Origin of the sequence: Pilimelia anulata (assembly GCF_014647895.1) — a bacterium.
Classification (GTDB): domain Bacteria; phylum Actinomycetota; class Actinomycetes; order Mycobacteriales; family Micromonosporaceae; genus Pilimelia; species Pilimelia anulata.
This window is the reverse complement of the sequence record NZ_BMQB01000002.1, coordinates 359,922-383,363: the sequence shown is the minus strand read 5'-3', so window position 1 is coordinate 383,363 and position 23,442 is coordinate 359,922. Positions and strand designations below refer to the sequence as shown.

General features: G+C 76.8%; 19 protein-coding genes. 11 read left to right on the top strand and 8 right to left on the bottom strand.

Annotation, left to right across the window (positions count from 1 at the left end; translation table 11 throughout):
* Positions 1 to 55: 55 nt before the first annotated feature.
* Entirely contained in the window at positions 56 to 2,467 is a 2,412-nt protein-coding gene (locus IEY94_RS23335; RefSeq protein ID WP_268244820.1) for a bifunctional polysaccharide deacetylase/glycosyltransferase family 2 protein, read from the bottom strand.
* Positions 2,464 to 3,063, bottom strand: a complete 600-nt coding sequence (locus IEY94_RS23330; protein ID WP_229783371.1) for a hypothetical protein — start codon at positions 3,061 to 3,063, stop codon at positions 2,464 to 2,466. Before IEY94_RS23330 ends, IEY94_RS23335 begins: the two co-directional genes overlap by 4 nt.
* A 589-nt stretch (positions 3,064 to 3,652) precedes the next feature.
* On the opposite strand from IEY94_RS23330, the gene IEY94_RS06490 reads away from it, so the two are divergent.
* Complete coding sequence (locus tag IEY94_RS06490; RefSeq protein ID WP_189169125.1) at positions 3,653 to 5,119, top strand: WG repeat-containing protein; 1,467 nt, start codon at positions 3,653 to 3,655, stop codon at positions 5,117 to 5,119.
* Positions 5,120 to 5,197: 78 nt separating this feature from the next.
* The gene (locus IEY94_RS06485) at positions 5,198 to 6,196 is read left to right on the top strand and encodes an aldo/keto reductase family protein (protein ID WP_189169124.1); all 999 of its coding nucleotides are present in this window, start codon (positions 5,198 to 5,200) and stop codon (positions 6,194 to 6,196) included.
* A gap of 19 nt (positions 6,197 to 6,215) precedes the next feature.
* Here the strand turns inward: IEY94_RS06485 and IEY94_RS06480 are convergent, their stop codons facing one another.
* Positions 6,216 to 6,413 (bottom strand): hypothetical protein, encoded by a 198-nt coding sequence (locus IEY94_RS06480; RefSeq protein ID WP_189169123.1) that lies wholly within the window; start codon positions 6,411 to 6,413, stop codon positions 6,216 to 6,218.
* 144 nt (positions 6,414 to 6,557) lie between these two features.
* On the opposite strand from IEY94_RS06480, the gene IEY94_RS06475 reads away from it, so the two are divergent.
* Together IEY94_RS06475 and IEY94_RS06470 are read left to right on the top strand one after the other, a co-directional pair.
* Complete coding sequence (locus IEY94_RS06475) at positions 6,558 to 8,123, top strand: bifunctional adenosylcobinamide kinase/adenosylcobinamide-phosphate guanylyltransferase (RefSeq protein WP_189169122.1); 1,566 nt, start codon at positions 6,558 to 6,560, stop codon at positions 8,121 to 8,123.
* Positions 8,120 to 8,890, top strand: coding sequence for an adenosylcobinamide-GDP ribazoletransferase (locus IEY94_RS06470; RefSeq protein WP_189169121.1), 771 nt, complete (start codon positions 8,120 to 8,122; stop codon positions 8,888 to 8,890). Before IEY94_RS06475 ends, IEY94_RS06470 begins: the two co-directional genes overlap by 4 nt.
* Positions 8,891 to 8,963: 73 nt before the next feature.
* Here IEY94_RS06470 and gcvT read toward each other — a convergent pair whose 3' ends face one another.
* A complete protein-coding gene (gene gcvT / locus IEY94_RS06465) occupies positions 8,964 to 10,079 on the bottom strand; it encodes a glycine cleavage system aminomethyltransferase GcvT (protein ID WP_189169120.1) in 1,116 nt (371 codons plus the stop codon).
* Positions 10,080 to 10,335: 256 nt separating this feature from the next.
* Here gcvT and IEY94_RS06460 point away from each other — a divergent pair, with 256 nt between their 5' ends.
* Positions 10,336 to 11,901 carry a leucyl aminopeptidase gene (locus IEY94_RS06460; RefSeq protein ID WP_189169119.1) on the top strand — a complete coding sequence of 522 codons (1,566 nt, stop codon included), beginning with the start codon at positions 10,336 to 10,338 and terminating at the stop codon, positions 11,899 to 11,901.
* A 52-nt stretch (positions 11,902 to 11,953) separates the two neighbouring features.
* Here IEY94_RS06460 and IEY94_RS06455 read toward each other — a convergent pair whose 3' ends face one another.
* Complete coding sequence (locus tag IEY94_RS06455; RefSeq protein WP_189169118.1) at positions 11,954 to 12,307, bottom strand: hypothetical protein; 354 nt, start codon at positions 12,305 to 12,307, stop codon at positions 11,954 to 11,956.
* A 267-nt stretch (positions 12,308 to 12,574) separates the two neighbouring features.
* On the opposite strand from IEY94_RS06455, the gene lpdA reads away from it, so the two are divergent.
* The 5 genes from lpdA (at position 12,575) to IEY94_RS06430 (ending at position 18,643) form a co-directional block, all read left to right on the top strand.
* Positions 12,575 to 13,960: a dihydrolipoyl dehydrogenase gene (gene lpdA, locus IEY94_RS06450; RefSeq protein WP_189169117.1), complete on the top strand. Its 1,386-nt coding sequence runs from the start codon at positions 12,575 to 12,577 to the stop codon at positions 13,958 to 13,960.
* Positions 13,961 to 14,006: 46 nt separating this feature from the next.
* Positions 14,007 to 15,803, top strand: a complete 1,797-nt coding sequence (gene sucB / locus IEY94_RS06445) for a 2-oxoglutarate dehydrogenase, E2 component, dihydrolipoamide succinyltransferase (protein WP_189169116.1) — start codon at positions 14,007 to 14,009, stop codon at positions 15,801 to 15,803.
* Positions 15,804 to 15,918: 115 nt separating this feature from the next.
* Complete coding sequence (locus IEY94_RS06440; protein ID WP_189169115.1) at positions 15,919 to 16,686, top strand: class I SAM-dependent methyltransferase; 768 nt, start codon at positions 15,919 to 15,921, stop codon at positions 16,684 to 16,686.
* 60 nt (positions 16,687 to 16,746) lie between these two features.
* Complete coding sequence (locus IEY94_RS06435; RefSeq protein WP_189169114.1) at positions 16,747 to 17,664, top strand: TIGR01777 family oxidoreductase; 918 nt, start codon at positions 16,747 to 16,749, stop codon at positions 17,662 to 17,664.
* 109 nt (positions 17,665 to 17,773) lie between these two features.
* The gene (locus tag IEY94_RS06430; protein WP_189169113.1) at positions 17,774 to 18,643 is read left to right on the top strand and encodes an ATP-grasp domain-containing protein; all 870 of its coding nucleotides are present in this window, start codon (positions 17,774 to 17,776) and stop codon (positions 18,641 to 18,643) included.
* A gap of 92 nt (positions 18,644 to 18,735) precedes the next feature.
* Here IEY94_RS06430 and IEY94_RS06425 read toward each other — a convergent pair whose 3' ends face one another.
* Both IEY94_RS06425 and IEY94_RS06420 read right to left on the bottom strand, forming a co-directional pair.
* Complete coding sequence (locus tag IEY94_RS06425) at positions 18,736 to 19,119, bottom strand: SCO5389 family protein (protein ID WP_189169112.1); 384 nt, start codon at positions 19,117 to 19,119, stop codon at positions 18,736 to 18,738.
* Between the two features lie 17 nt (positions 19,120 to 19,136).
* Positions 19,137 to 20,093: an ATP-binding protein gene (locus IEY94_RS06420; protein ID WP_189169111.1), complete on the bottom strand. Its 957-nt coding sequence runs from the start codon at positions 20,091 to 20,093 to the stop codon at positions 19,137 to 19,139.
* Between the two features lie 140 nt (positions 20,094 to 20,233).
* Here IEY94_RS06420 and lipB point away from each other — a divergent pair, with 140 nt between their 5' ends.
* Positions 20,234 to 20,887 (top strand): lipoyl(octanoyl) transferase LipB, encoded by a 654-nt coding sequence (gene lipB / locus IEY94_RS06415; RefSeq protein ID WP_189169110.1) that lies wholly within the window; start codon positions 20,234 to 20,236, stop codon positions 20,885 to 20,887.
* 113 nt (positions 20,888 to 21,000) lie between these two features.
* Here lipB and IEY94_RS06410 read toward each other — a convergent pair whose 3' ends face one another.
* Entirely contained in the window at positions 21,001 to 23,376 is a 2,376-nt protein-coding gene (locus IEY94_RS06410) for a putative bifunctional diguanylate cyclase/phosphodiesterase (RefSeq protein ID WP_189169109.1), read from the bottom strand.
* Positions 23,377 to 23,442: the final 66 nt, after the last annotated feature.

Sequence of the window (23,442 nt, the reverse complement as noted above, 5' to 3'; positions counted from 1 at the left end):
GCCCGCCCCCGCCGGTGATCACCGAGCCGCCCGCGCGGTGGCGGTGGCGCGGCGGTCAGCGGTGGCGGGCCGGCGGGGCGTGCTCGCCCGGGCCGGGCGCGGCCGCCCGGTGCCCGCCGACCCGCGCGGTCCCGCCCACGGCCCGGTGCCCCGGCGGCAGCCCGACCCGGGCCGCCGCCCGCCCCGCGACGGGCCGGTCGTACGTCGGCCCGGCTCCGTACGCCGGACCGGCCGGCGGCCCCTCGTACGCCCGCCCGGCCGGCGGTCCGCCGTGCGGCGGACCGGCGAGCGGGTCGGCGGCCGGGGCGGGGCGCTGGCCGGGGATGCTCGCCCCGTCGCCCGCCGACATCGCCGCGCTGCCCGCCCGGCGCAGCGTCTGCCAGCGCAGCCGGGCGCCGCTGATCGCGGTCGTCACCGACCGGATGACCACCAGGTAGGTGAGCTGCCGGTACGCGACCTGCTGCAACGGCAGCGCCCACAGCGCGCGCATCGGCTCCCGGTCCAGCCGCAGCGCGACCGCGGCGGTGACGACCTGCACGGCGAGCATGGCCAGCCAGGCGATCGCGGTCTCCCGCCGGTCGTACAGCAGGAAGCCCGCCACGGCCAGCACGTCGATGAGCACCGCGAGCAGCGGCAGCACCACCTGGAAGAACGCGAGCAGCGGCAGGCCGAGCCGGCCGAACCGGCCGGACGCCCCGCGCTCCCGGATCGAGGCGCGGTGCTTCCACAGCGCCTGGATGGTCCCGTAGCACCAGCGGTGCCGCTGCGCCCAGAGCTGGCGCATGGTCGTCGGCACCTCGGTCCAGGACCGGGCCCGCTCCTCGTACACCACCCGCCAGCCGGCGCGCAGCAGCGCGATGGTGAGGTCGGTGTCCTCGGCGAGGGTGTCCTCGGACAGCCCGCCGGTGTCCAGCAGGGCCTGCCGGCGGTACGCGCCGATCGCGCCGGGCACGGTCGGCATGCAGCCGAGCAGGTCGTACACCCGGCGGTCGAGGTTGAACCCGATCACGTACTCCAGGTGCTGCCAGCGGGCGAGGAGGTTGGCCCGGTTGCCGACCTTGACGTTGCCGGCGACCGCCCCGACCCGCGGGTCGCCGAACGGCTGGACGAGGTGCCGGACCGCGTCGGACTCGAACACCGTGTCCCCGTCGACCATGACGATCAGGTCGTGCGCGGCGTGCCGGACGCCGACGTTGAGCGCGTTGGCCTTGCCGCCGTTCGGGATGGTGACCAGCCGGACGTTGGGCAGCCCGAGCCCGCGGACCACGGCCGCGGTGTCGTCGGTGGAGCCGTCGTCGACGACCACCACCTCGATGCCCGGGTGGTCGCCGCCGGCCAGCGACCGGACGGTCTGGGCGATCCCGGCCGACTCGTTGTACGCCGGCACGATCACCGACACCGGCGCGGTCACCGGCGGGCCCCAGCGCCAGGCGGGCGCCCGGCGCTGCCGGGCGTGCCGCAGCGCGCCGACGACCATGAGCGCCAGTCGCACCGCGGTCAGCACGCCGATGACCAGGAACAGGATCATCAGCGTCCGGACCGTCCAGTCGGCGAACTGCACCGCCCGGATGAGCGCCTGCCCGCGCCACCGGGTCGTCCGGTCGGCGGCGGGGTTGCTGACGAACGCCGCCGCGCCGGGGCGGGCGTGGGTGGTCGCGGCGAGCGCCTCCTCGACGGTGACGAACCGGTACCCGGCCGCGGTCATCGCCGTGAGGTACCGGTCCAGCGCCGCCACCGTCTGCGACCGGTCGCCGCCGGCGTCGTGCATGAGCACGATGCCGCTGCCGCCGCCGGGCGGGGTGGCGTTGGCGACGATCCGGTCGACGCCGGGCCGGGCCCAGTCCCGGCTGTCGATCGAGCTCAGGACCGACAGGTAGCCGGCGGCGCCGCCGTCGCGCAGCACCTCCCAGGTGGTGTTGTCGATCGCGCCGTTGCCGGACGAGTACGGCGGCCGGAACAGCCCGGACGTCACGCCGGTCGCCCCGGCGATGCTGAGCTGGGTGAGGCTGTACTGGAGCCGCCGCCCCCACCGCGGCATCGCGCCCAGGTCCGGGTGGGTGAACGTGTGGATGCCGATCTCGTGCCCGTCGGCGCGCAGCCGGCGCAGCAGGGCGGGGTCCTCGGCCACCATCGAGCCGACGACGAAGAACGTCGCCCGGACGCCGTGCCTGCGCAGCACGTCGGCGATCGGCGGCGTCCAGGTGGGGTCCGGCCCGTCGTCGAAGGTGAGGCTGAGCGTGCGCGGCGGCATCGGGAACGCCCGCGGCGTGCCGGACGCGTCGACCAGCGGCCCGCCGGCGCGGATCTGCGCCGGGACGGCGTCGCTCACCCCCGCGACCGAGGCGTGGTCGGGGCTGAAGCTGTTGCTGACGTACGCCTGCGCCAGCAGGATGCTGACCAGGCCGAGCAGCAGGACCACGGCCGCCGCGGAGCCGGCGCCCGGCCGGCGGCCGGCGCGGCGGCTCACGAGCGCCCGCCGCGGCGGCCCGGCCGGCCGGTGGCGGTGGGCGACGGCGCGGTCGTGGGCGCGGTGGCGCTCGGCCGGGGCGTGGCCGCCGGGGGCGACGCGGTGCGGGTGGGCCGCGGCCGGGCGGTCGCGCGCGGGGTGGTCCCGGCCCGGGGCGCGCGGGTGGCGGTCGCCCGCGGGCGGGCGGGCCACGGCTCGGCCCGGGTCGGCAGCACGCCGGTGCCGGCGGCGGTGCCGGGCGCCGGCCGCGGGCTCGCCGTCGCGGTGGCGGCCGGGGCCGGCTTGCCGCCGAACGGGAAGGCCCGGGGCAGGACCGAGGTGGGCAGCACGTCCCCGCCGAGGACGCTGGCGCCGAGGGTGGCCGCGTACAGCAGGGCGCCGCCGCCCGCCACCGCCAGCGCGATCCCGGCGAACCGCCGCCGCCGGCCGCTCGGGTCCACGAACACCGGCTTCGGGATCAGGCCGGTGAGCAGCATCGTCGTGGTGGTGGAGAGCCGGTCCGGCGGTACCGCGGGCGGTCCGTTGTTCACCGGCGCGTCGCCCCCCGGCGCCCCACGCTCCCCGTCCCGGCTGTGCAGCGGTGGTGTACTGGCCATCGCTCTGTGATAGCGCGGCGGGTGTCCGGCCCATTCGGGGACCGCGGCTCCCCGGTCGGATCAATCCGATTTCCACTTATTCCGTGGGTATGCAACCATGGGTCCCGACCCATTTAGGATGGGTCGCCGCATTCGCGTGATAGCGCAGCTCCCCGCGGAAGCAGTCGAGACCGGACAGTCCGCAGTGGTTACGGCCGGACCCGGAGGAGATCTGTGAGGCCCGGCACCTCGGGTTTCACTCCGCGGGAGGACCGCCCGTAACCCCGATCGCGACCATTGCGCCGGGCCGGTACGGGAGCGGCGTCGACGACAAATCGGTGAACCGGGACACGCCCGACACATAACCCGCGGTGAATGGCGCAGATCAACCGGCGCGGCACTGGCGGTGAGGTGGGTCACACCTATACGCTCCTGACTAATTCCCACCAAGCGGGCCACCCCGCGCGCGTGGCGGCCCCCGGCTCGCCGGGGGATCGGGGAGTCGCAAGTCGCCGCCGCGGCCGCACCGCGGACGGCAGCGCCCGGGGCACCCGCCGCGGGCCAACGGACGAGCCCGGTGGAGGTAATGCGTGGGTGGCGAGGTGACGACGTGACCGTGAACCCGTTCTCCGCGCGGCCGGCGACCGCGCCCGAGTGGGCCCTGCGCGACACCGGCTGCTGGCCGCGCGCCGAGCACCCGAGCGCCGACGCCGACCGCCGCGCGGCCCCGCCCGGCCGGCCCGGCGTGTACCGCGGCGCCGCGCCGGTGCCGACGCCGCCCGCGGGCGCCGTCCGGCGCCAGTACCCCGGCCGCCGCCCGCCCGCGCCGAGCGCGCCGCCGGCGACCGTCCGGGCCGACGCGCTGACCGCCGACGACCGGGACGGCGACGACATCGAGGCCCGGCTCGCCGCCTGCCGCGGCCACCTCGACCCGCGCACGCTGCGCGAGGTCGTCACCCAGCCCGGCCGGGTCCGGGCGCTGCGCGATGACCTCGGCCGCGCGCTCACCCGGGCGCCGCACGACGAGCACCGGGCCCGGCTGCTCAGCCTGCGCGCGGTCGCGTCCCGGCTGCTCGGCGACCTCGGCGAGGCGCTGCGCGACGGCGAGTGGGCGCTCGACCACGCCCGGGCCGCCGCCGAGCTGCGTCAGCTCGCGGTCGTCCGCGCCCGGCTGGCCCACGTGCACCAGTGGCGGGGCGACTTCGGCACCGCCGACCGGCTGCTGGCGCTCGCCGCCTCGGCCGAGCTGCCCGACGCGCTGCGGGCCGGCGTGCACGAGCAGGCCGGGCGCTCCTGCTACGAGCAGGGCCGGCTGGTCGAGGCGCTGCAACACTTCGACGAGGCCGTCGCGCTGTGCCCGGGCGTCCGGGCGCCGATCATGGCGCGGATCGAGCTGGCGCTCGCCGCGATCGCCGAGCGGGCCGGGCGGCACGGGTTCGGGCCGCGCCCGCGGCTGCGGACGGCGCTGCTCGGCGTACCGCCGGCGCCGGTGCCGACCCGGGACGCCCGCACCGGCGCCTGGGGCTACGCCGACGCGGCCGGGCGGCCGCTGCTGCCGGCGGCGTTCCGGCAGGCCCAGCCGTTCGGCGACGGGATGGCCTGGGTGCAGCCGGACGACTCCGGCGGCTGGCAGCTCATCGACGCCACCGGCACGCCGCGGACCCCGGCGCTGTACGAGGACGTGCGGCCGTTCCGGCACGGCGTGGCCGCGGTCCGGCGGGAGGGCTGGGGCGCGATCGACATCGCCGGCCGGGTGGTCGTGCCGCTGCGGTACCGCGGCTTCACCACCGCGCTGGCCGACGGCCGGTACCTCGACGGCTTCTCCGAGGAGGGCCTGGCCGTGGTCGACACCGGCGACCGGCGCGGGGTGCTCGACCGGACCGGGCGGCAGCTCGTCGAGCCGCGGTACCGGTCGGTGGTCATCCACCCGCTCGCCTTCCTCATCGTCGACGGCCGGGGCCGGTGGGGCGCGCTGGACCGGCGCGGCCGGCCGCTGATCACCCCCACCCACAGCGACCGGCGGGCGCTCGACGCCGCGCTCGGCCGGCGGCTGCGGGTGGACGCGCCCGTCCTGTAGGCCGGCCCGCTCCCCCGCCGGCTCCACAGCGGGCGGGATCGCGGGCGGCGCCCCCGCGCGGGCGGATAGGGTCGGGGCATGCAGTTTCGACACTTGGGCCGCTCGGGTCTGCTGGTCAGCGAGATCGCGTACGGCAACTGGATCACCCACGGCTCCCAGGTCGAGGAGGACGCCGCCACCGCCTGCGTGCGCGCGGCGCTCGACGAGGGAATCACCACCTTCGACACCGCCGACGTGTACGCCGGCACCCGGGCCGAGGAGGTACTCGGCCGGGCGCTGCGCGGCGTACGGCGGGAGGGGCTGGAGATCTGCACCAAGGTCTACTGGCCGACCGGGCCCGGCCCCAACGACCGGGGGCTGTCCCGCAAGCACATCGTGGAGTCCGTGCACGGCTCGCTGCGCCGGCTCGGCACCGACTACCTCGACCTGTACCAGGCGCACCGGTACGACTTCAGCACCCCGCTGGAGGAGACCATGACGACCTTCGCCGACCTGGTGCACAACGGCAAGGTGCTCTACATCGGCGTCTCCGAGTGGACGGCCGACCAGATCCGGGCGGCGCACGCGCTCGCCCACGAGCTGCGCATCCCGCTGGTGTCCAACCAGCCGCAGTACTCGGCACTGTGGCGGGTGATCGAGGCCGAGGTGATCCCCACCTGCACCGAGCTGGGGCTCGGCCAGATCGTCTGGTCGCCGCTGGCGCAGGGCGTGCTCACCGGCAAGTACCTGCCCGACCAGGCGCCGCCGGCCGGCTCCCGGGCGACCGACGACAAGTCGGGGGCGGCGTTCATCGCGCAGTTGCTCAACGTCGAGGTGCTGACCGCGGTACAGCAGCTCAAGCCGATCGCCGAGCAGGCCGGTCTGACGATGGCCCAGCTCGCGCTGGCCTGGGTGCTCCAGCACCCGAACGTCTCCGCGGCGATCATCGGGGCCAGCCGGCCCGAGCAGGTCCGGGACAACGTGCGCGCCGCCGGCGTCACGCTGGAGCCGGATGTGCTCAAGGCCATCGACGAGGCGCTCGACCCGGTGGTCGAGCGGGACCCGGCGAAGACGGTGTCGCCGCGGTCCCGCCCCTAGCGCCGGCCGGCGGCGCCGGCTAGCCGGCGGACGCCAGGCTCATCGTGTACTCGACGCGGTCGTCCTCGCGCAGGGTGACCGCGTCGATGCCGGCCGCCGCGAGGTCGCGCCACGCCTGGCCGATCCACGACTCGGCGTCGGCCTGGTTGGGGAATGTCTCCTGCGGACCGTCCACCGGTCGGCCCGCCGCGTCCTCGTACCGCCACGTCCACGCCATCGCGCGCTCCTTCGCGTACCGCCGGTCGCCGACCGGTCCGGGTGGGACCGGTCCAGCCTACGGCGGCACCCCGGCCCGGGCCACGTCCCCCGCCGGCCACGCGCGCGCCCTCCGGGCGTCACCGGGCTGCACTAGGGTACGGGCATGTCCACGTCCACTGGCCGCTGGCGCAGCCTCCTGGTGCTCGGCGGGATCCGGTCCGGCAAGTCCGCGTACGCCGAACGGCTCGTCGCCGGCGCCCCGCGGGTCCGGTACGTGGCCACCGCCGCCGCGCCCGCCGACGACGACCCGCAGTGGCGGGCGCGCATCGCCGCGCACCGGCAGCGCCGCCCCGAGAGCTGGCACACCGAGGAGCCGGGCGACCCGGCCGCGCTGGCCGACCTGCTGACCGGCGCCGCTGCCGACGAGGTGCTGCTCGTCGACGACCTCGGCAACTGGGTGGCCGCGCTGCTCGCCGACGCGGGCGCCGACCCCGCGGCCGCCGGCGCCGCGCTGGCCAAGGCCGTGGCCGCCTGCCCGGCCCGGGTCGTCCTGGTCAGCCCGGAGGTCGGGCTCACGCTCGTCGCCGACAACCCGCTCGGCCGGGCCTTCACCGACGCGCTCGGCGCGCTCAACCAGGCCGTCGCCGACGCCTGCGACAGCGTCGCGCTGGTCGTCGCCGGGCAGGCCACCCCGCTCAAGTCCGGCGGCGCGGCGCCGATCCCGCCGGGCGCGGCCGGCGTCCGCGAGATCGACGCGCCGCCCGGCGCCCGGCTGCCGACCCTGCTCGACCCGCCGCTGCCGGACGAGGTGCTCGCCGGGCAGGCCCGGGCCGAGCTGGCCGCGCTGCTGCCCGGCCTCGGCCCGCTCGGCCACGCGGTCGGCGCCGCCGCCGGCGCCCGCGGCGCGCTGCCCCCGCCGGCGTTCCGCCGCCCCGCGGTGCTCGCCCTGCACGCCGACCACCCCGGCGCCGCCGCCGTCGGCGAGCTGCCCGGCGGCGCCGGCCGGGCCGAGCTGCTCGCCGGGCGCGGCCCGCTCGCCGCGCTGGCCGCGCGGGCCGGCGCGCCGGTCTGGGTGTGGTCCGGGCCGGACGCCGCCCCGATCGAGGACGGCCCGGCGCTGACCGAGACCGCCGCCCGGGCCGCGCTGGCCGCCGGGTACCACGCCACCCGCCGGGTGATCGAGGAGGGCGCGGACACGCTGATCCTCGCCGCCACCGGCGCCGGCACGGCCAGCGCCGGCGCCGCGGTCGTCGGGGCGATCGGGCGGGTCGAGCCGGCCGCGATCCTGCCCCGGCTGGTCGACAGCGAGGGGCTGATCGACGACGCGTCCTGGATGCAGCGGTGCGCCGCCATCCGCGGCGCGGTGTACCGGGTCCGGCGCGAGGACGACCCCGTGGCCGTGCTCGCGCAGGTCGGCGGCGCCGACGTCGCCGCCGCCGCGGGCGCGGTGCTGGCCGCCGCGGGCGCCCGGGTGCCGGTCCTGCTCGACGGGCCCGTCGGCACGGCCGGCGCGGTCGCCGCGGTGGAGCTGGCCGCGGACGTCCGGCACTGGTGCCTGGTCCCGGACGAGGGCGAGGGCCCGCTGGTCCGGGCCGCCGCCCGGCAGCTCGGCACCACCGCCGCCACCCGGCTCGGGCTGGAGCTGGGCGAGGGCTGCGCGGCGCTGGTCGCGCTCGGCGTGCTCAACGCGGGCGTGGACCTCGCGGCGGCGCTGCTCGGGGACGGGTGAGCGACGCCCGGCTCGCCCGCGGGCTGCGGCTGGCCGCCGGTACGTTCACCGTCCTGCCCGTGCGGGCCGGCCCGGCCGACCGGTCCGCGGCCGCCGTGGCGATGGCCGCCGCGCCCTGGCTCGGCCTCGCGCTCGGCGCGCTGCTCGGCGCCGCGGCACTCGGCCTGCGCGCCGCGCTGCCGTCCCCGCTGCTGGTCGGCGCGCTGGTATGGGCGCTCGCGGCGCTGCTCACCCGCGGGCTGCACCTGGACGGGCTGGCCGACACCGTGGACGCGCTCGGCTCGTACCGGCGCGGCGACGCGGGCCTGGCGGTGATGAAGCGGGCCGACATCGGGCCGTTCGGGGTGGCGGCGCTGGCGGGGACGCTGCTGGTGCAGGCCGCCGCGCTCGGGGCGCTGGCCGACCGGCCGGCGGTCCCGCTGCTGGCCGGTGTCGCCGCCGCGCACGGCGCGGGCCGGCTGGCGGTGGCGTACGCGTGCCGGCGGGGCGTGCCGGCGGCCCGGCCGGCCGGGCTCGGGGCGCTGGTCGCCGGTACGGTCGGCCCGCTCGCCCTGGCCGCGGGCACGCTCGCGGTGCTGGCCGCGGCGGTGCCGGCGGTACCGGGGCGGTGGTGGCAGGGGCCGGCCGCGGCGGCGGCGGCGCTGGCGCTCGGGCTGCTGCTGGTCCGGCACGCGGTGCGCCGGTTCGGCGGGGTGACCGGCGACGTGCTGGGCGCCGCCGTCGAGGTCACCACCGCGGCGACCCTGGTCGCCCTCCTCCTCGGCTGACCCGCGCCGCGGCGTGCGGTGCCGCGGCGCGGGCCCGCCGGCGGTGCGCTCAGGACCGGCGCACCCCCGGCGGTCAGCGCACCGACGGGGTCACGAACGGCGGCTTGGTCACCGTCATCGCGCACTGCCGGCCGCGGACGTCCACCGTCACCGTGTCGCCCTCGCCGAGCCCGGCGGCGGTGTCCAGCAGCGCCAGCGCGATGCCCTGCTTGAGCGTCGGCGAGAACGTCCCGCTGGTGATCTCCCCGACGACCGCGTCGCCGGACCGCACCGCCATGTGCGCCCGCGGGATGCCCCGGTCGGTGGCGCGCAGGCCCCACAGCGTGCGGCGCGGGCCGGCGGCCTTCTCGGCGGCGAGCGCGTCCCGGCCCCAGAACTCGGGCTTCGACCAGCCGACGGCCCAGCCGGACCGGGCCTGCACCGGGCTGATCTCCAGCGACAGGTCCTGGCCGTGCAGCGGGTACCCCATCTCGGTGCGCAGCGTGTCCCGGGCGCCCAGCCCGCAGGCGCGGATGCCGAACGGCTCCCCCGCCGCGAACACCGCGTCCCACACCGCGACCGCGCCGTCGGCGGGGACGACCAGCTCGTACCCGTGCTCGCCGGTGTACCCGGTCCGGCAGACGGTCAGCTCGACCCCGTCCAGGGCGGCGGTCTCGAACGACATGTACTCGTGCTCGGTCGGCAGCCCCAGCGCGGCCAGCACGTCGGCCGACTTCGGCCCCTGGACGGCGAGGACGGCGTACCCCTCGTGCTCGTCGGTGACCCGCACCCCGGCCGGCGCCGCGGCGACCAGCCGGCGCACCACCTCGGCGGTGTTGGCGGCGTTCGGGATGAGGAAGACGTGCGCGTCGTCGTGCAGGTACGCGATGATGTCGTCGACCACGCCGCCGGAGGCGTCGCAGCACAGCGTGTACTGCGCCTTGCCCGGCTTGATCCGGCCCAGGTCGTTGCTCAGGCAGCGGTTGACGAAGTCGGCCGCGCCCGGCCCGGTGATCCGGGCCTTGCCCAGGTGCGAGACGTCGAAGACGCCCACGCCGTCGCGGACGGCGGTGTGCTCGGCGACCACGCCGCCGCCGGCGTACTCCAGGGGCATCAGCCAGCCGCCGAACGGCGCGAACTTGGCGCCGGCCGCGTCGTGCCGGGCGTGCAGGGGGGATCGGCGGTCGGCGCCGGACAGGGGTTCAGTCATGGCTGGCAACTTACCGCCCGCGGGGGCGGCCGGGGCGATCGGCGGGACTCCGCGCGCCGGTACCCGGCCCGCGGGGGGCTAGCATCGGCGGGACATGATTTCCGCCGGCCGGTAACGTGGGCAGGCGATCATGCCCGTACCGCACGATCCTGCCCGAACCGCACGGGGAGTCGGCGATCGCCCATCCCCCCTTGCGGCGCGTACCCAATCGACGCCCGGTCGCGTGCGCGACCCGTAGACCCGCCGGAGTACCCGCGTGACCCCGCCCGCCAAGAAGCGCGCCCAGAACCCCTCCGCGACCACGCTCTCGCTGGTCGACAACGACCCCGCCGAACTCGGCGTCGACGCCGTCGTCATCGGCCTGCACAGCCGGGCCGACGGCCTGCTGCTGGCCACCGGCGGCGAGAGCATCGCCGCCGCGTTCGACGGCAAGCTGACCGAGACCCTGCGCCTGCTCGGCGCGACCGGCGCCGCGGGCGAGATCACCAAGCTCGCCACGCTCGGCACGGTCAGCGCCCCCGTCGTCGTGGCCGTCGGCCTCGGCGCCGAGCCGACCGGCGCCGCGCCGGCCCCCGAGGCGCTGCGCCGCGCCGCCGCGACCGCGGTCCGGTCGCTGGCCGGCACATCCAAGGTCGCCCTCGCCCTGCCGCTGCCCGACGACGCCGACGCGCCCGCCGCGCTGCGCGGCGTGGCCGAGGGGGCGCTGCTGGGGGCGTACCGGTTCGCCGGCTACAAGACCGGCGAGCGGGCCAAGCGCCGCCCGGCGGTCCCGACGATCCAGATCCACGTGCCGGACGCCAAGGACAAGGCCGCCAAGGCCGAGGTCAGCCGCGCGGCGGTCGTGGTCGCCGCGGTGAGCCGGGCCCGCGACCTGGTCAACACCGCCCCGAACGACCTGCGCCCGCCGGCCTTCGCCGACGCGGTCGACGCCGCCGCCACCGAGGCCGGCCTGACCGTCGAGGTGCTGGACGAGAAGGCGCTGAAGAAGGGCGGGTACGGCGGCATCCTCGCCGTCGGCATGGGCTCGTCCGCCGCCCCGCGCCTGGTGAAGATCAGCTACACCCCGACGAAGAAGAAGGTCGCCCGGCTGGCCCTGGTCGGCAAGGGCATCACCTTCGACAGCGGCGGCGTCTCGATCAAGCCGTCGGCCGGCATGTGGGAGATGAAGTCGGACATGGCCGGCGCCGCCGCGGTCGCCGCGACGATGCTCGCCATCGCCGCGCTGAAGCCGGCGCTGGCGGTGACCGCGTACGTGCCGATGGCGGAGAACATGCCGTCGGCGACGGCGTACCGGCCGGGCGACGTGATCACCATGTACGGCGGCAAGCGGGTCGAGGTGCACAACACCGACGCCGAGGGCCGGATGATCCTGGCCGACGCGATCGTCCGGGCCTGCGAGGACGGCTGCGACTACCTGGTCGAGACCGCCACGCTGACCGGCGGCCAGGTGACCGCGCTGGGCAAGCGGATCGCCGGCGTGATGGGCACGCCCGAGCTGACCGAGCGGGTCCGGGCGGCCGGCGAGGCCGTGGGCGAGCCGATGTGGCCGATGCCGCTGCCGGCCGAGGTGCGCAAGGGCATGGACTCCGACATCGCCGACATCTGTCAGATCAACTCCTCGGGCGACCGGTCCGCGCACATGCTGCAGGGCGGGGCGTTCCTGTCGGAGTTCATCGGCGAGGGCGTGCCGTGGGCGCACCTGGACATCGCCGGGCCGAGCTTCCACACCGGCGAGCCGACCGGGTACCTGGCCAAGGGCGGCACGGGCATCCCGGTCCGCACGCTGCTGGCGCTGGTCGACGACCTGGCCGCCAAGCGCTGAACCGCCGCCGCCCCGGGTCCCGCCGCCGTCCGGCGGGGCCGGGGGCGGCCGGTCAGGGGCGCGGCCGGTCGGTGCCGGGCCGGGGGCTCGGCCGGTCCGGGCGCAGCTTGCGGCGGGCGTTGAAGTCGCGCATGCGCTGCGGGTAGCCGACGAGCTGGACGTCGTACAGCGGGATGTTCATCTTTCGTGCGAACCGGCCCGCCGCCTCCGGGTCGGCGACCCGCCGGCGGGTCCACTCGCCGTCGTGGGCGATCAGCAGCACGGTGGTCTCGGTCATCACGGTCCGCGGCTCCAGGAACGCCTCGACGCCGTACCTGCTCCGGACAAAAGCGACGAGGTGCTCCATTGCCGCATCCTGCGTCGCAGACGAGCCCGACCTGGGCTTTCGCCACCGGAACCAGCCCATTCGACCGCGCCCTCCCGCTGTACCCCCGAAGTGCGGACAAGGGTACGCCCGGGCGGCAACAACCACGTAGCGTCAGGGGCGGCGGCGCAACGTGTCCTTGGGCACCTGCCTGCCCGAACCCGCTCCACAAGTGACAAGATGGCCGGGGCGGCGTCCGTCCGCCGGGCGCGCACCGCCACCGATCCGGGCGGCAACCGCCACCGATAGTCGTGACCGATAGCAGCGCCGACCACCACGCCGGCAGCGCCTGTACCCCGGGAGTAGAGCGTGAGCGACCCCAACACCTTCGACCTCGTGATCCTCGGCGCGGGAAGCGGCGGGTACGCCGCCGCGCTGCGCGCGGCCCAGCTCGACCTCAAGGTGGCGCTGGTGGAGAAGGGCGAGCTGGGCGGCACCTGCCTGCACCGCGGCTGCATCCCGACCAAGGCGCTGCTGCACGCCGCCGAGGTCGCGGACCAGACCCGGGAGTCCGCCGAGTTCGGCGTGCAGGCCGAGCTGACCGGCATCGACATGAAGGGCGTCAACTCGTACAAGGACGGCGTCGTCGGCCGGCTGTACAAGGGCCTGACCGGCCTGCTCAACGGCAGCCCGAACATCACGATCGTGCAGGGCGCCGGCAAGCTCGTCGGCCGGGACACGGTCGAGGTCGACGGCAAGCGGATCACCGGCCGCAACGTCCTGCTGGCCTCCGGCTCGTACTCGCGCAGCCTGCCCGGCCTGGACGTGGACGGCGAGAAGATCATCACCAGCGAGCACGCGCTCACCCTGGACCGGGTGCCCGAGTCGGTGGTCGTGCTGGGCGGCGGCGTCATCGGCGTCGAGTTCGCCAGCGTCTGGCGCTCGTTCGGCGCCGAGGTGACGATCGTGGAGGCCGCGCCGCGGCTGGTCCCGGCCGAGGACGCCGACTGCTCCAAGGCCGTCGAGCGGGCGTTCCGCAAGCGGAAGATCGCCTTCAAGGTCGGCAAGCCGTTCGAGAAGGTGGAGAAGGCCGGCAAGGGCGTCCGGGTCACCATCGCCGGCGGCGAGGTCGTCGAGGCCGAGCTGCTGCTGGTCGCCGTCGGCCGCGGGCCGAGCACCGCCGGCCTCGGGTACGAGGAGCAGGGCATCAAGCTGGACCGCGGCTTCGTGCTCACCGACGAGCGGCTGCGCACCAACGTCCCCGGCATCTACGCCGTCGGCGACATCGTGCCCGGCCTGCAGCTCGCCCACCGCGGCTTCCAGCAGGGCATCTTCGTCGCCGAGGAGATCGCCGGCCGGAACCCGGCCGTCATCGACGAGAACGGCATCCCGCGGGTGACCTACTCCGACCCGGAGATCGCCTCGATCGGGTTGACCGAGGAGAAGGCCAAGGAGCAGTACGGCGCCGCGAAGGTGCAGTCGTACAACTACAACCTCGGCGGCAACGGCAAGAGCCAGATCCTCAAGACGGCCGGCTTCATCAAGCTGGTCCGGGTGGTGGACGGGCCGGTCGTCGGGGTACACATGGTCGGCGCCCGGGTCGGCGAGCTGATCGGCGAGGCCCAGCTCGTCTACAACTGGGAGGCGTTCCCGGAGGACGTGACCCCGCTGATCCACGCGCACCCGACGCAGAACGAGGCCATGGGCGAGGCGTTCCTGGCGCTGGCCGGGAAGCCGCTGCACGCGCACGCCTAGCACCACCACACCAGGTAGCACAGCGCCACGAAGGAGTCGACTAGAGATGCCGGTATCGGTCACCATGCCGCGACTCGGCGAGAGCGTCACCGAGGGCACCGTCACCCGCTGGCTCAAGGCCGAGGGTGAGCGGGTCGAGGTCGACGAGCCGCTGCTGGAAGTCTCCACCGACAAGGTGGACACGGAGATCCCGTCGCCGGCCGCGGGCGTGCTGGCGCGCATCGTGGTGGGCGAGGACGAGACGGCCGACGTCGGCTCCGAGCTGGCCGTGATCAGCGACGCCGCGGGCGACGCCGCGCCGGCCGCCGCCCCGGCGGCGCCGGCCGCGGCCCCCGCGCCCGAGCCGGCCCCCGCCGCTGCCGCCGCGCCGGCGCCGGCGCCCGCGGCCGCTCCCGCCGCCGCGGGTGCCGGCGGGTCCGCCGCCGGCACGCCGGTCGCGATGCCCGCTCTCGGCGAGAGCGTCACCGAGGGTACGGTCACCCGCTGGCTGAAGCAGGTCGGCGAGAGCGTCGCGATGGACGAGCCGCTGCTGGAGGTCTCCACCGACAAGGTCGACACCGAGATCCCGTCCCCGGTCGCCGGCACGCTGCTGGAGATCCGGGTGGCCGAGGACGAGACCGCCGACGTCGGCGCGGTCCTGGCCGTCGTCGGCAGCGGCGCGGCCGCGCCCGCCGCCGCGCCGGCCGAGACCCCGGCGCCGCCGGCCCCGGCGGCGAGCGCGCCGCAGCCGGCCGCGCCGGCGCAGCCCGCGATCGGCCGGGCCACGCCGCCGCCCCCGCCGCCGGGCAAGGGCGCCGCGCCGGGCACCGGTACCCCGGCCGGCGTGGAGTCGGCGCCCGCCCCGCGGGTGTCCGGCGACGCGGCCGAGGCCGCGCCCGCGGGCGCCGGCCGGGCGGCCAGCAACGGCGGCGGCGGGTACGTCACGCCGCTGGTCCGCAAGCTCGCCGCCGAGCAGGGCGTGGACCTCGGCGCGGTGACCGGCACCGGCGTCGGCGGCCGGATCCGCCGGCAGGACGTGCTCGACGCCGCGGCCCGGGTCGAGGCGGCCCCCGCGGCGGCGCCGGCCGCCCCGCCCGCCGGTGCCCCCGCGGCCCCGGCGAAGGCGACGCCGAGCCCGCTGCGCGGCCGGACCGAGAAGCTGTCCCGGATGCGGGCGCTGATCGCCCGCCGGATGGTCGAGTCGCTCCAGGTCTCCGCGCAGCTCACCACGGTCGTCGAGGTGGACGTCACCCGGATCGCCAAGCTGCGCCAGCGGGCCAAGGACGCGTTCCAGCAGCGGCACGGCGCGAAGCTGTCGTTCCTGCCGTTCTTCGCGGTCGCGGCCGTCGAGGCGCTGCGGGTGCACCCGAACGTCAACGCCTCGCTGGACATGGAGGCGGGCACGGTCACGTACCACGCGGCCGAGCACCTGGGCATGGCGGTGGACACCGAGCGCGGCCTGCTCGTCCCGGTGATCCACGACGCCGGCGACCTGAACCTGGCCGGCCTGGCCAAGCGGATCGCCGACGTCGCCGACCGCACCCGGACCAACAAGATCAGCCCGGACGAGCTGTCCGGCGGCACGTTCACGCTGACCAACACCGGCAGCCGGGGCGCGCTGTTCGACACGCCGATCATCAACCAGCCGCAGGTGGCGATCCTCGGCACCGGCGCGGTGGTCAAGCGCGCGGTCGTCGTGGCCGACCCCGAGCTGGGCGAGATCGTCGCGCCGCGGTCGATGGTCTACCTGGCCCTGTCGTACGACCACCGGATCGTCGACGGCGCCGACGCCGCCCGCTTCCTGACCACGGTCAAGGAGCGGCTGGAGGCCGCGCAGTTCGAGGGCGAGCTGGGCCTGGCCTGACGACGGCGAGCACGTGAACCGCAGGGGCGTCCCGGTCCGGGGCGCCCCTGCGGCATACCCGGGCCGCCGCCGGCGGCGGCGCGGTGTCCGGCGGACAGCGAGGCGGGGAGGGCGGATGGACGGAACCAGCGGTGACACCGACTACGCCGCGCGCGGCGCCGGGTACGCCCGGATGCGCCGGCCGGACCCGCGGATCGCCGCGGTGCTGCACGCCGCGCTGGGCGACGCCCGGACCGTGCTCAACGTCGGCGCCGGCGCGGGCTCGTACGAGCCGGCCGACCGGTACGTCGTCCCGGTCGAGCCCTCCCCCACCATGCGGGCGCAGCGGCCGGCGCACCTCGCCCCGGCGGTGGACGCGGTGGCGGCGGAGCTGCCGTACGACGACGGCAGTTTCGACGCGGCGATGGCGCTGGTCACCGCGCACCAGTGGCCGGACCCGGTCGCCGGGCTGCGCGAGCTGCGCCGGGTCGCCCGCGGCCCGGTACTGGTGCTCACCTTCGACCCCGCCGCGCTGGACCGGTTCTGGCTGGCGGCGTACGCGCCCGAGCTGATCGCCGCCGAGCGGCGCCGGTACCCGCCGCTGGACGTGGTCGGCGCGGCGATCGGCGCCCGGTGCGCGGTCACCGACATCCGGATCCCGCTGGACTGCACCGACGGGGTGACCGAGGCGTACTACGGGCGGCCCGAGCGGCTGCTGGAGGAGCCGGTCCGGCGGGCGCAGTCGGCGTGGGCGCACATCGCCGAGCCGGGCGCGGAGGCGGCGGCGGTGGCCCGGCTACGGGCGGCGCTGGCCGACGGCTCGTGGGACGCCCGGTACGGCCACCTGCGCCGCCAGCCGGAGTACGTCGGCTCCTGGCGCCTGCTGGTCGGCACCCCGGCGTAGCCGTCGCCCGACCCGCGGGCCCGGCGGGCGGAGCGGGCCCGACTGCGCGAGGATGGCGGTATGCGCATCGTGCTGGCCGGGGCGTCCGGCTTCCTCGGTACCGCCCTGGCCGACCAGCTCCGCCGCGGCGGCCACACCCTGACCCGGCTGGTCCGCCGCGCCCCGGCCGACCCGGCGGAGGTGCGCTGGGACCCGGCCGGCGGCCGGGTCGACCCGGCCGTCCTGCGCGGCGCCGACGCCGTGGTCAACCTCGCCGGCGCCGGCGTCGGCGACCGCCGCTGGACCGACGGGTACCGGGCGACGATCCGCGCCAGCCGGGTCGACCCGACCCGGACCGTCGCCGCCGCCCTGGCCGCCCTGCCCGCCGCCGACCGCCCGGGCGTGCTGCTGAACGCGTCGGCGATCGGCTGGTACGGCGACACCGGCGACGCGGTCGCCGACGAGTCCGCGCCCCGCGGCGACGACTTCCTGGCCGACGTCTGCCGCGACTGGGAGGCGGCGACCGCCCCCGCCGTCGAGGCGGGGGTGCGGACCTGCCTGCTGCGCACGGGCCTGCCGCTGCACCGCTCCGGCGGGCTGCTCGCCCCGCAGTTGCTGCCGTTCCGGCTCGGGCTGGGCGGGCGGTTCGGCAGCGGCCGGCAGTGGCAGCCGTGGATCTCGCTGCACGACTGGCTGCGCGCCGTCGACCGGCTGCTGGCCGACCCGGCGCTGGCCGGTCCGGTGAACGTGGTCGGGCCGGCGCCGGCCCGCAACCGCGACTTCGCCCGGGAGCTGGGCGCGGCGCTGCACCGGCCGGCGTTCTGGCCGATCCCGGCGGCGGCGCTGCGGGTACTGCTGGGCGGGTTCGCGGCCGAGCCGCTGCGCAGCGTCCGGGCGGTGCCCGGCGTGCTCGCCGCCGCCGGCTTCGCCTTCCGGCACCCGGACCTGCCCGCCGCCCTGGCGGCGGCCCTGCACGAGCCGGCCGGGTACGAGCCCTGACGGCCGCCGGGCAACAGGGCTTGTCCGCGGCTGCGGGCCGTGCAACAGTTCGGCCATGTCCTTGGTCGTCCTTGTTACGGATCATTCGTCACGTGAGGGAAGCCGAGGCGTGCTGGAGCGGGCGCTGGAGTCCGTCACCGGCGCGGCACCGACGCTGGTCGACGCCCGGAGCCTGGTCGACGGCTCCGTCCGGCCGGAGCAGGTCGCCGCGCGGGGGGTGCCCGTCCTCATCTACGACATCGCACCCGACCTGCGCGCCGACTTCGCCCCGGCGCACCGCGCGCTGCTGGCCGCCGGGGTGGCCGGCGGATCGCCGCCGCGGGCCTGGCGCGACGCCACCGACAAGGCCCGGATGATCGAGGTGTTCGACCGGAGCGGGATCCGGCAGATGCCCTCGGTCGCGCTGCGCGACCCCAGCCCGGAGCGGGCGCTCGCCGCGCTGGCGCAGCTCGGCGGCGACGCCTGGAGCCGCCCGGCCATCGGCGCCGGCGGCAGCGACGTGTTCCACCTGCGCGGCGCGGCCGACGTCCTCGCCGCCCGCGGGCACTACCGGCGCGCCGGCTCCGGGTGGGTGCTGGGCCGGGACGCGCGGAACTTCGGTACCGACGGCCGGCGCCACCAGTTCCGGGTCGTCGTCCTGGGCGGGCGGGTGCTGCGGTGCTGCGAGCACGTGCAGGACGATCCCGACGCGCCGTGCAACGAGGCCCGGGGCGCCCGTTCGCTGCGGGTCGCCGTGGCGGACGTGCCCGCCGGGCTGGCCGACCTGGCCATCGGGGCGACCGGGGCGCTCGGGCTGGACTTCGGCGGCGTCGACCTCGTCACCGAGAGCGGCGGCGCCGTGTTCGAGGTGAACGTCCACCCCGTGCTCGACGTACCCGGCGGTCTGGCGGAGGTGGCCGTGCCGTGGGTCGAGGCGCACCTGGCCCGGGGCGTGCGGCGGGGGTCGACCGCGGCGCCCGTGCCGCTGGACCGCCGCTGATCGGATGCTTGCGGCGGCCGGTGGCCCGCCGCGGCGCGTGGACGAGGAGTACGCGCGCCGCGGCGGGTCCCGCGCCCGGCCGGCGGGGCGGGTCAGCAGTCGCGCAGCTCCGGCGACTGGTTGAGGAGCTGGCCGCGCGGCGAGATGAACGCGCGGTACCGGTCACTGTCGACCGCGGCCGGCGCGAACGCCGCGACCCGGTGGCAGTTCTGGAACGCGAGCTTCACGCCGAAGTGCCGCTCCAGCCCGCCGCGGATCGCGTCGCTGGCCAGCGCGCGCAGGAGCTGCCCGCGCTCGGCCTCGCTCGGCGGCGGGACCTCGTGGTCGGCGAAGCCGCCGCCGGCCCGGCCCGCGACGTCGGACACGACGGTCCAGGCGTACGGCAGCGACTCGCGCACGCAGGCGACGAACTCGGCGTCGGTGACCTCGCCGCGCTCGGCGCGCTCCAGCAGTGCGGTGGGTACGTCCAGGGACATGGCATTCTCCTTCTGGGTCAGCCGACGGGAACCGCCGGTCGGAGGACGAACTCGGGGTCGATCTGGTCGCACAGGTCGGTGCCCGCCCGGTCGTTGGCCCAGGCCAGCGCGTTGCGCCGGTGGAACTCCCGGGCGTGCCGGGTGAGCCGGTCCCAGTCCTGCCCGGCGGCGTCCACGGTGTCGCGCATGGCGGCGAGCGCGGCGCGGTTGGCCGGCTCCAGCCGGTCCAGCGGGGCTACGGTCCCCTTCTCGGCGGCGCGCACGTACGGCGAGCGGCCCACCCGGGCGAGCAGGTCGTCGCCGACGTGGGCGCGCAGGAACGCGACGTCGGCGTCGTCCTCGACCTTGTTGCCGATCACCTTGATGGTCAGGCCGTACTCGCGGGCGTAGCCGACGTACTGCCGGTACACGCCGACGCTGCGGACGGTCGGCTCGCAGACCAGGAACGTCACGTCGAACCGGCTGAACAGGCCGGAGGCGAACGAGTCGGCGCCGGCGGTCATGTCCACGACGACGTACTCGCGCGGCCCGTCGACCAGGTGGTTGAGCAGCAGCTCGACCGCGCCGACCTTGGAGTGGTAGCAGGCGACGCCCAGGTCCGCCTCGGCGAACGGGCCGGTGACGGCCAGCCGGACGCCGCCGACCTCGGTGACCAGCCGCGCGTACAGCGGGTTGCCGGGCTCGTCCACCGGCAGCAGCCGGGAGCCGCGGCCGGGCGGGGTCGTCTTCACCATCGCGGCGGCCGAGGCGATGCGCGGGTTGTCGCCGCGCAGGTACTCCTTGATGGCGTCCAGGTGGGCGCCGAGCGCCGGCAGGTGCGCGGCCTGCTCCTCGGTCGCGCCGAGGGCGACGGCGAGGTGCTGGTTGATGTCCGCGTCGAGGGCCAGCAGGCGGGCGTCGGCCACGGATCGGGCGAACAGCGCCGCCAGGGTGGTCTTCCCGCTACCGCCTTTTCCGACGAAAGCGATCTTCACGATGGGTCCTTCGCACTCGGGACAAACGTCACGTCCTGATATTGGTAGCGGTTTCCGTTACCGTTTGCAACTCTCTTCGGCCGGGGTGAGCCCGATCTCCTCCCCTCGGCGACGCCCCGCGCGCGGTCTACCCTGGTCGGGTGACCAGCGCGCTCGAAGCACCCGCCAGCACCCGGCTCGGCCTCGTCGACTACCGCGAGGCGCTGGCCGAGCAGCGCCGGCTGCACGCGCTGGTCGCGGACGGGGCGGCGCCGGACACCGTGCTGCTGCTGGAGCACCCGAGCGTCTACACGGCGGGCAAGCGGACCAACACCTGGGACCGCCCGACCGACGGCACCGAGGTCATCGACGTCGACCGCGGCGGCCGGATCACCTGGCACGGGCCGGGGCAGGTCGTCGGGTACCCGATCATCACGCTGCCGGAGGTCCGCCGCGGGCAGCCGGCCGACGTGGTCGCGCACGTGCGCCGGGTGGAGCAGCTCCTGATCGACGTGTGCGCGGAGTTCGGCCTGGCCACCGACCGGGTGGACGGCCGCAGCGGCGTCTGGGTCCGGGCCGACGGGCGCGGGCCGGACCGCAAGGTCGCCGCGATCGGCATCCGGGTCGCCCGCGGCGTCGGGCTGCACGGCTGGGCGCTGAACTGCGACGCGGACCTGCGGGCGTTCGACAAGATCGTCCCGTGCGGGATCGCCGACGCGGGCGTGACGTCGCTGTCGGTCGAGCTGGGCCGCCGGGTCACCGTCGCCGAGGTGCTGCCGGTCCTCGAACGCCACCTGCCGACCCTGCTGCGCTGACCGCCCGCCGGCCGGACCCGCCGCCGCGACGCGCGCGGCCGCAGCCGGACCCGCCGGCGCGACGCGCGCACCCGCAGCCGGGCCCGCGTGCCGCCGCCCGACCGGCCGCACGGTCAGCTCCGCGCGGGGGTGGTCGAGTCGGCCGTGGCCAGCAGCGCGCCCATCTCGTCCGCGCTCAGCGGCGGCCAGAAGTGGAAGCCCTGGGCGAGCCGGTACCCCAGGTCGTGCAGCCGGCGCGCCTGCGCCGGCGTCTCCACCCCCTCGGCCACCGCGTCCAGCCGCAGGCCGCGGGCGAGCTGGATCATCGCGGTCGCGATGACCTCCTCCTCCGCCCCGGCGATGTTGTCGATGAAGGACTTGTCCACCTTGAGCACGGTCGCCGGGGCGGTGCGCAGCAGGCCCAGCGACGAGTGCCCGGTACCGAAGTCGTCCAGCGCCACGGCGACGCCGAGCGCGCGGATGGCCTTGAGCGCGTCCAGCGCGGTCTCGTTGTCGAACACCGCCGTCTCGGTCACCTCGACGGTCAGCCGCTGGTGCGGCAGCCCGGTCTCGCGCAGCACCGCGGCGACCTCGTCGGCGAACGCCGGCTCGCGGAGCTGCCGGGCCGAGACGTTCACGCTCAGCCGCCACGGCCGGTGCCCGGCGCCGGCGGCCAGCCAGGCGGCACCGCGGCGGCACGCCTCGCGCAGGATCCAGGCGCCGAGCGGGACGATCACCCCGGTCCGCTCGGCGACGGCGATGAACTCCACCGGCGACACCGTCCCGCGCTCGGGGTGCTGCCAGCGCACCAGCGCCTCGCTGCCGACCGGCCGCCCGCCGGGCAGGGCGACGACCGGCTGGAAGACCAGCGAGAACTCGTCCCGCTCCAGCGCCCGGCGCAGGTCGGCGGCCAGCCGCGCCTCGCGGTGCGCCTCCCGCTCGATCTCGCCGTCGTAGCAGGCGTAGTTGCCCTTGCCGCGGGCCTTGGCGGCGTACATCGCGAGGTCCGCCCGGCGCATCAGCTCGGTGCAGCTCGTCTCCCTTGCGCCCTCGGCCAGCCCGATGCTGGACTCGATCACCACCTCCTGCCCGGCCAGCCGGACCGGGGCGCGCAGCGCGGCCGCGATCCGGCTCAGGGTGGCCGGCGCGGTGGCGGTGGCCACGCCGGTGAGCAGCGCGGCGAACTCGTCGCCGCCGAGCCGGGCCACGATGTGCCGCTGCCCGAGGACGGCGCGCAGCCGCTGGGCGACGGTGGCCAGCAGGGCGTCCCCCGCGCCGTGGCCCAGCCGGTCGTTGATGATCTTGAAGTCGTCCAGGTCGATGAGCGTCACGCTGAACGGGTCGCCGGCCGCCAGCGCCGCCCGGACCCGCCGCTCGAACAGCCGCCGGTTGGCCAGCCCGGTCAGGCTGTCGTGGTGCGCCTGGTGGGCGAGCTGGTGCTGGACCCGGCGCAGGTCGCGCATGCTCGCGTCGACCCGGCGCAGCAGCCGGGCGTTGTCGGCCAGGACGGTGATCTGCCGGTACACCACCACCCCGGTGATCACCACGGCGCCCAGCGCGACGATCACCGCCTCGCGCGTCCGCTGGTACGTGGTGGACAGCAGCAGCACGTGCGTGGCGGCCACGGCGAGGTACGGCACGACGCTGTAGGTGCGCGGCGGCCGCTCCCGGGTGGCGATCGCCGCCGCGCGGCGCTGCCGGTCCGCCGCGGCGACCATCACCAGCGACGTGTACGGCAGCGACAGCATCGCGTTGTTGATGTGCGGCTGCCGCTGCATCAGCGGCGCCAGCGCCCCGACCAGCGCGCCCACCGCGGCGGTCATGCCGAGGATGCGCAGCGCCCGCGGGTCGGCCGGGCCGCGCCCGGTGAGCGCGATCCGGCTGAACGCCAGCGTCGCGGCGAAGCCGAGCAGGACGATCGCCAGCGCCGCGGCGGTCCACCCGCTGAGCGTCGCCCAGCGGTCCACCCGGCGGAACGACAGGTACCAGACGAACAGCCCGGTCGTCGTCATCACGATGAGCATGTCCAGCAGGAAGCGGTGCCGCTGGGACCGGGTGAGCGAGGTCTTGCCCGGCAGCCGCAGCAGCGCGAACAGGAACGTCAGCACGCCCGCCAGGTACAGGCACAGCGTCAGCGGCCGGTTGTGCGGGGCGGGGGCGTTGCCGGCGGTCAGCCAGTCGGCGGCGCTGGCCACGCCGGCGCAGCCGATGACGGCCATCGCGACGCCGACCCGGTTCCAGAACAGCCGCGCGGGCGGGGCGAGGCCGGCGCCGACGGCGGTGCGCCAGCAGGCGAGCGCGGCGACGATCGTGCCGGCGGCCGGGCAGATCCAGCCCAGCAGCGGCGGCGCCCACGGCCCGTCGAGGCTGGTGAACACCCACAGCGTGCTGGCCAGCGCCAGCAGCGCCGCGACCCCGAGCAGGGGCGACGGGCGGGCGACGACGCGGTGGGGCACGTGCGCGACCTCCCAGCGGTACCCGAGCGCCGTCGTGGATGCGCGGAACCGCACCGGGGCGCACTCCACCGTGCAGCATATCGGTCAGTGTTGATCACGCGAGGATCGGCCGGACGTACC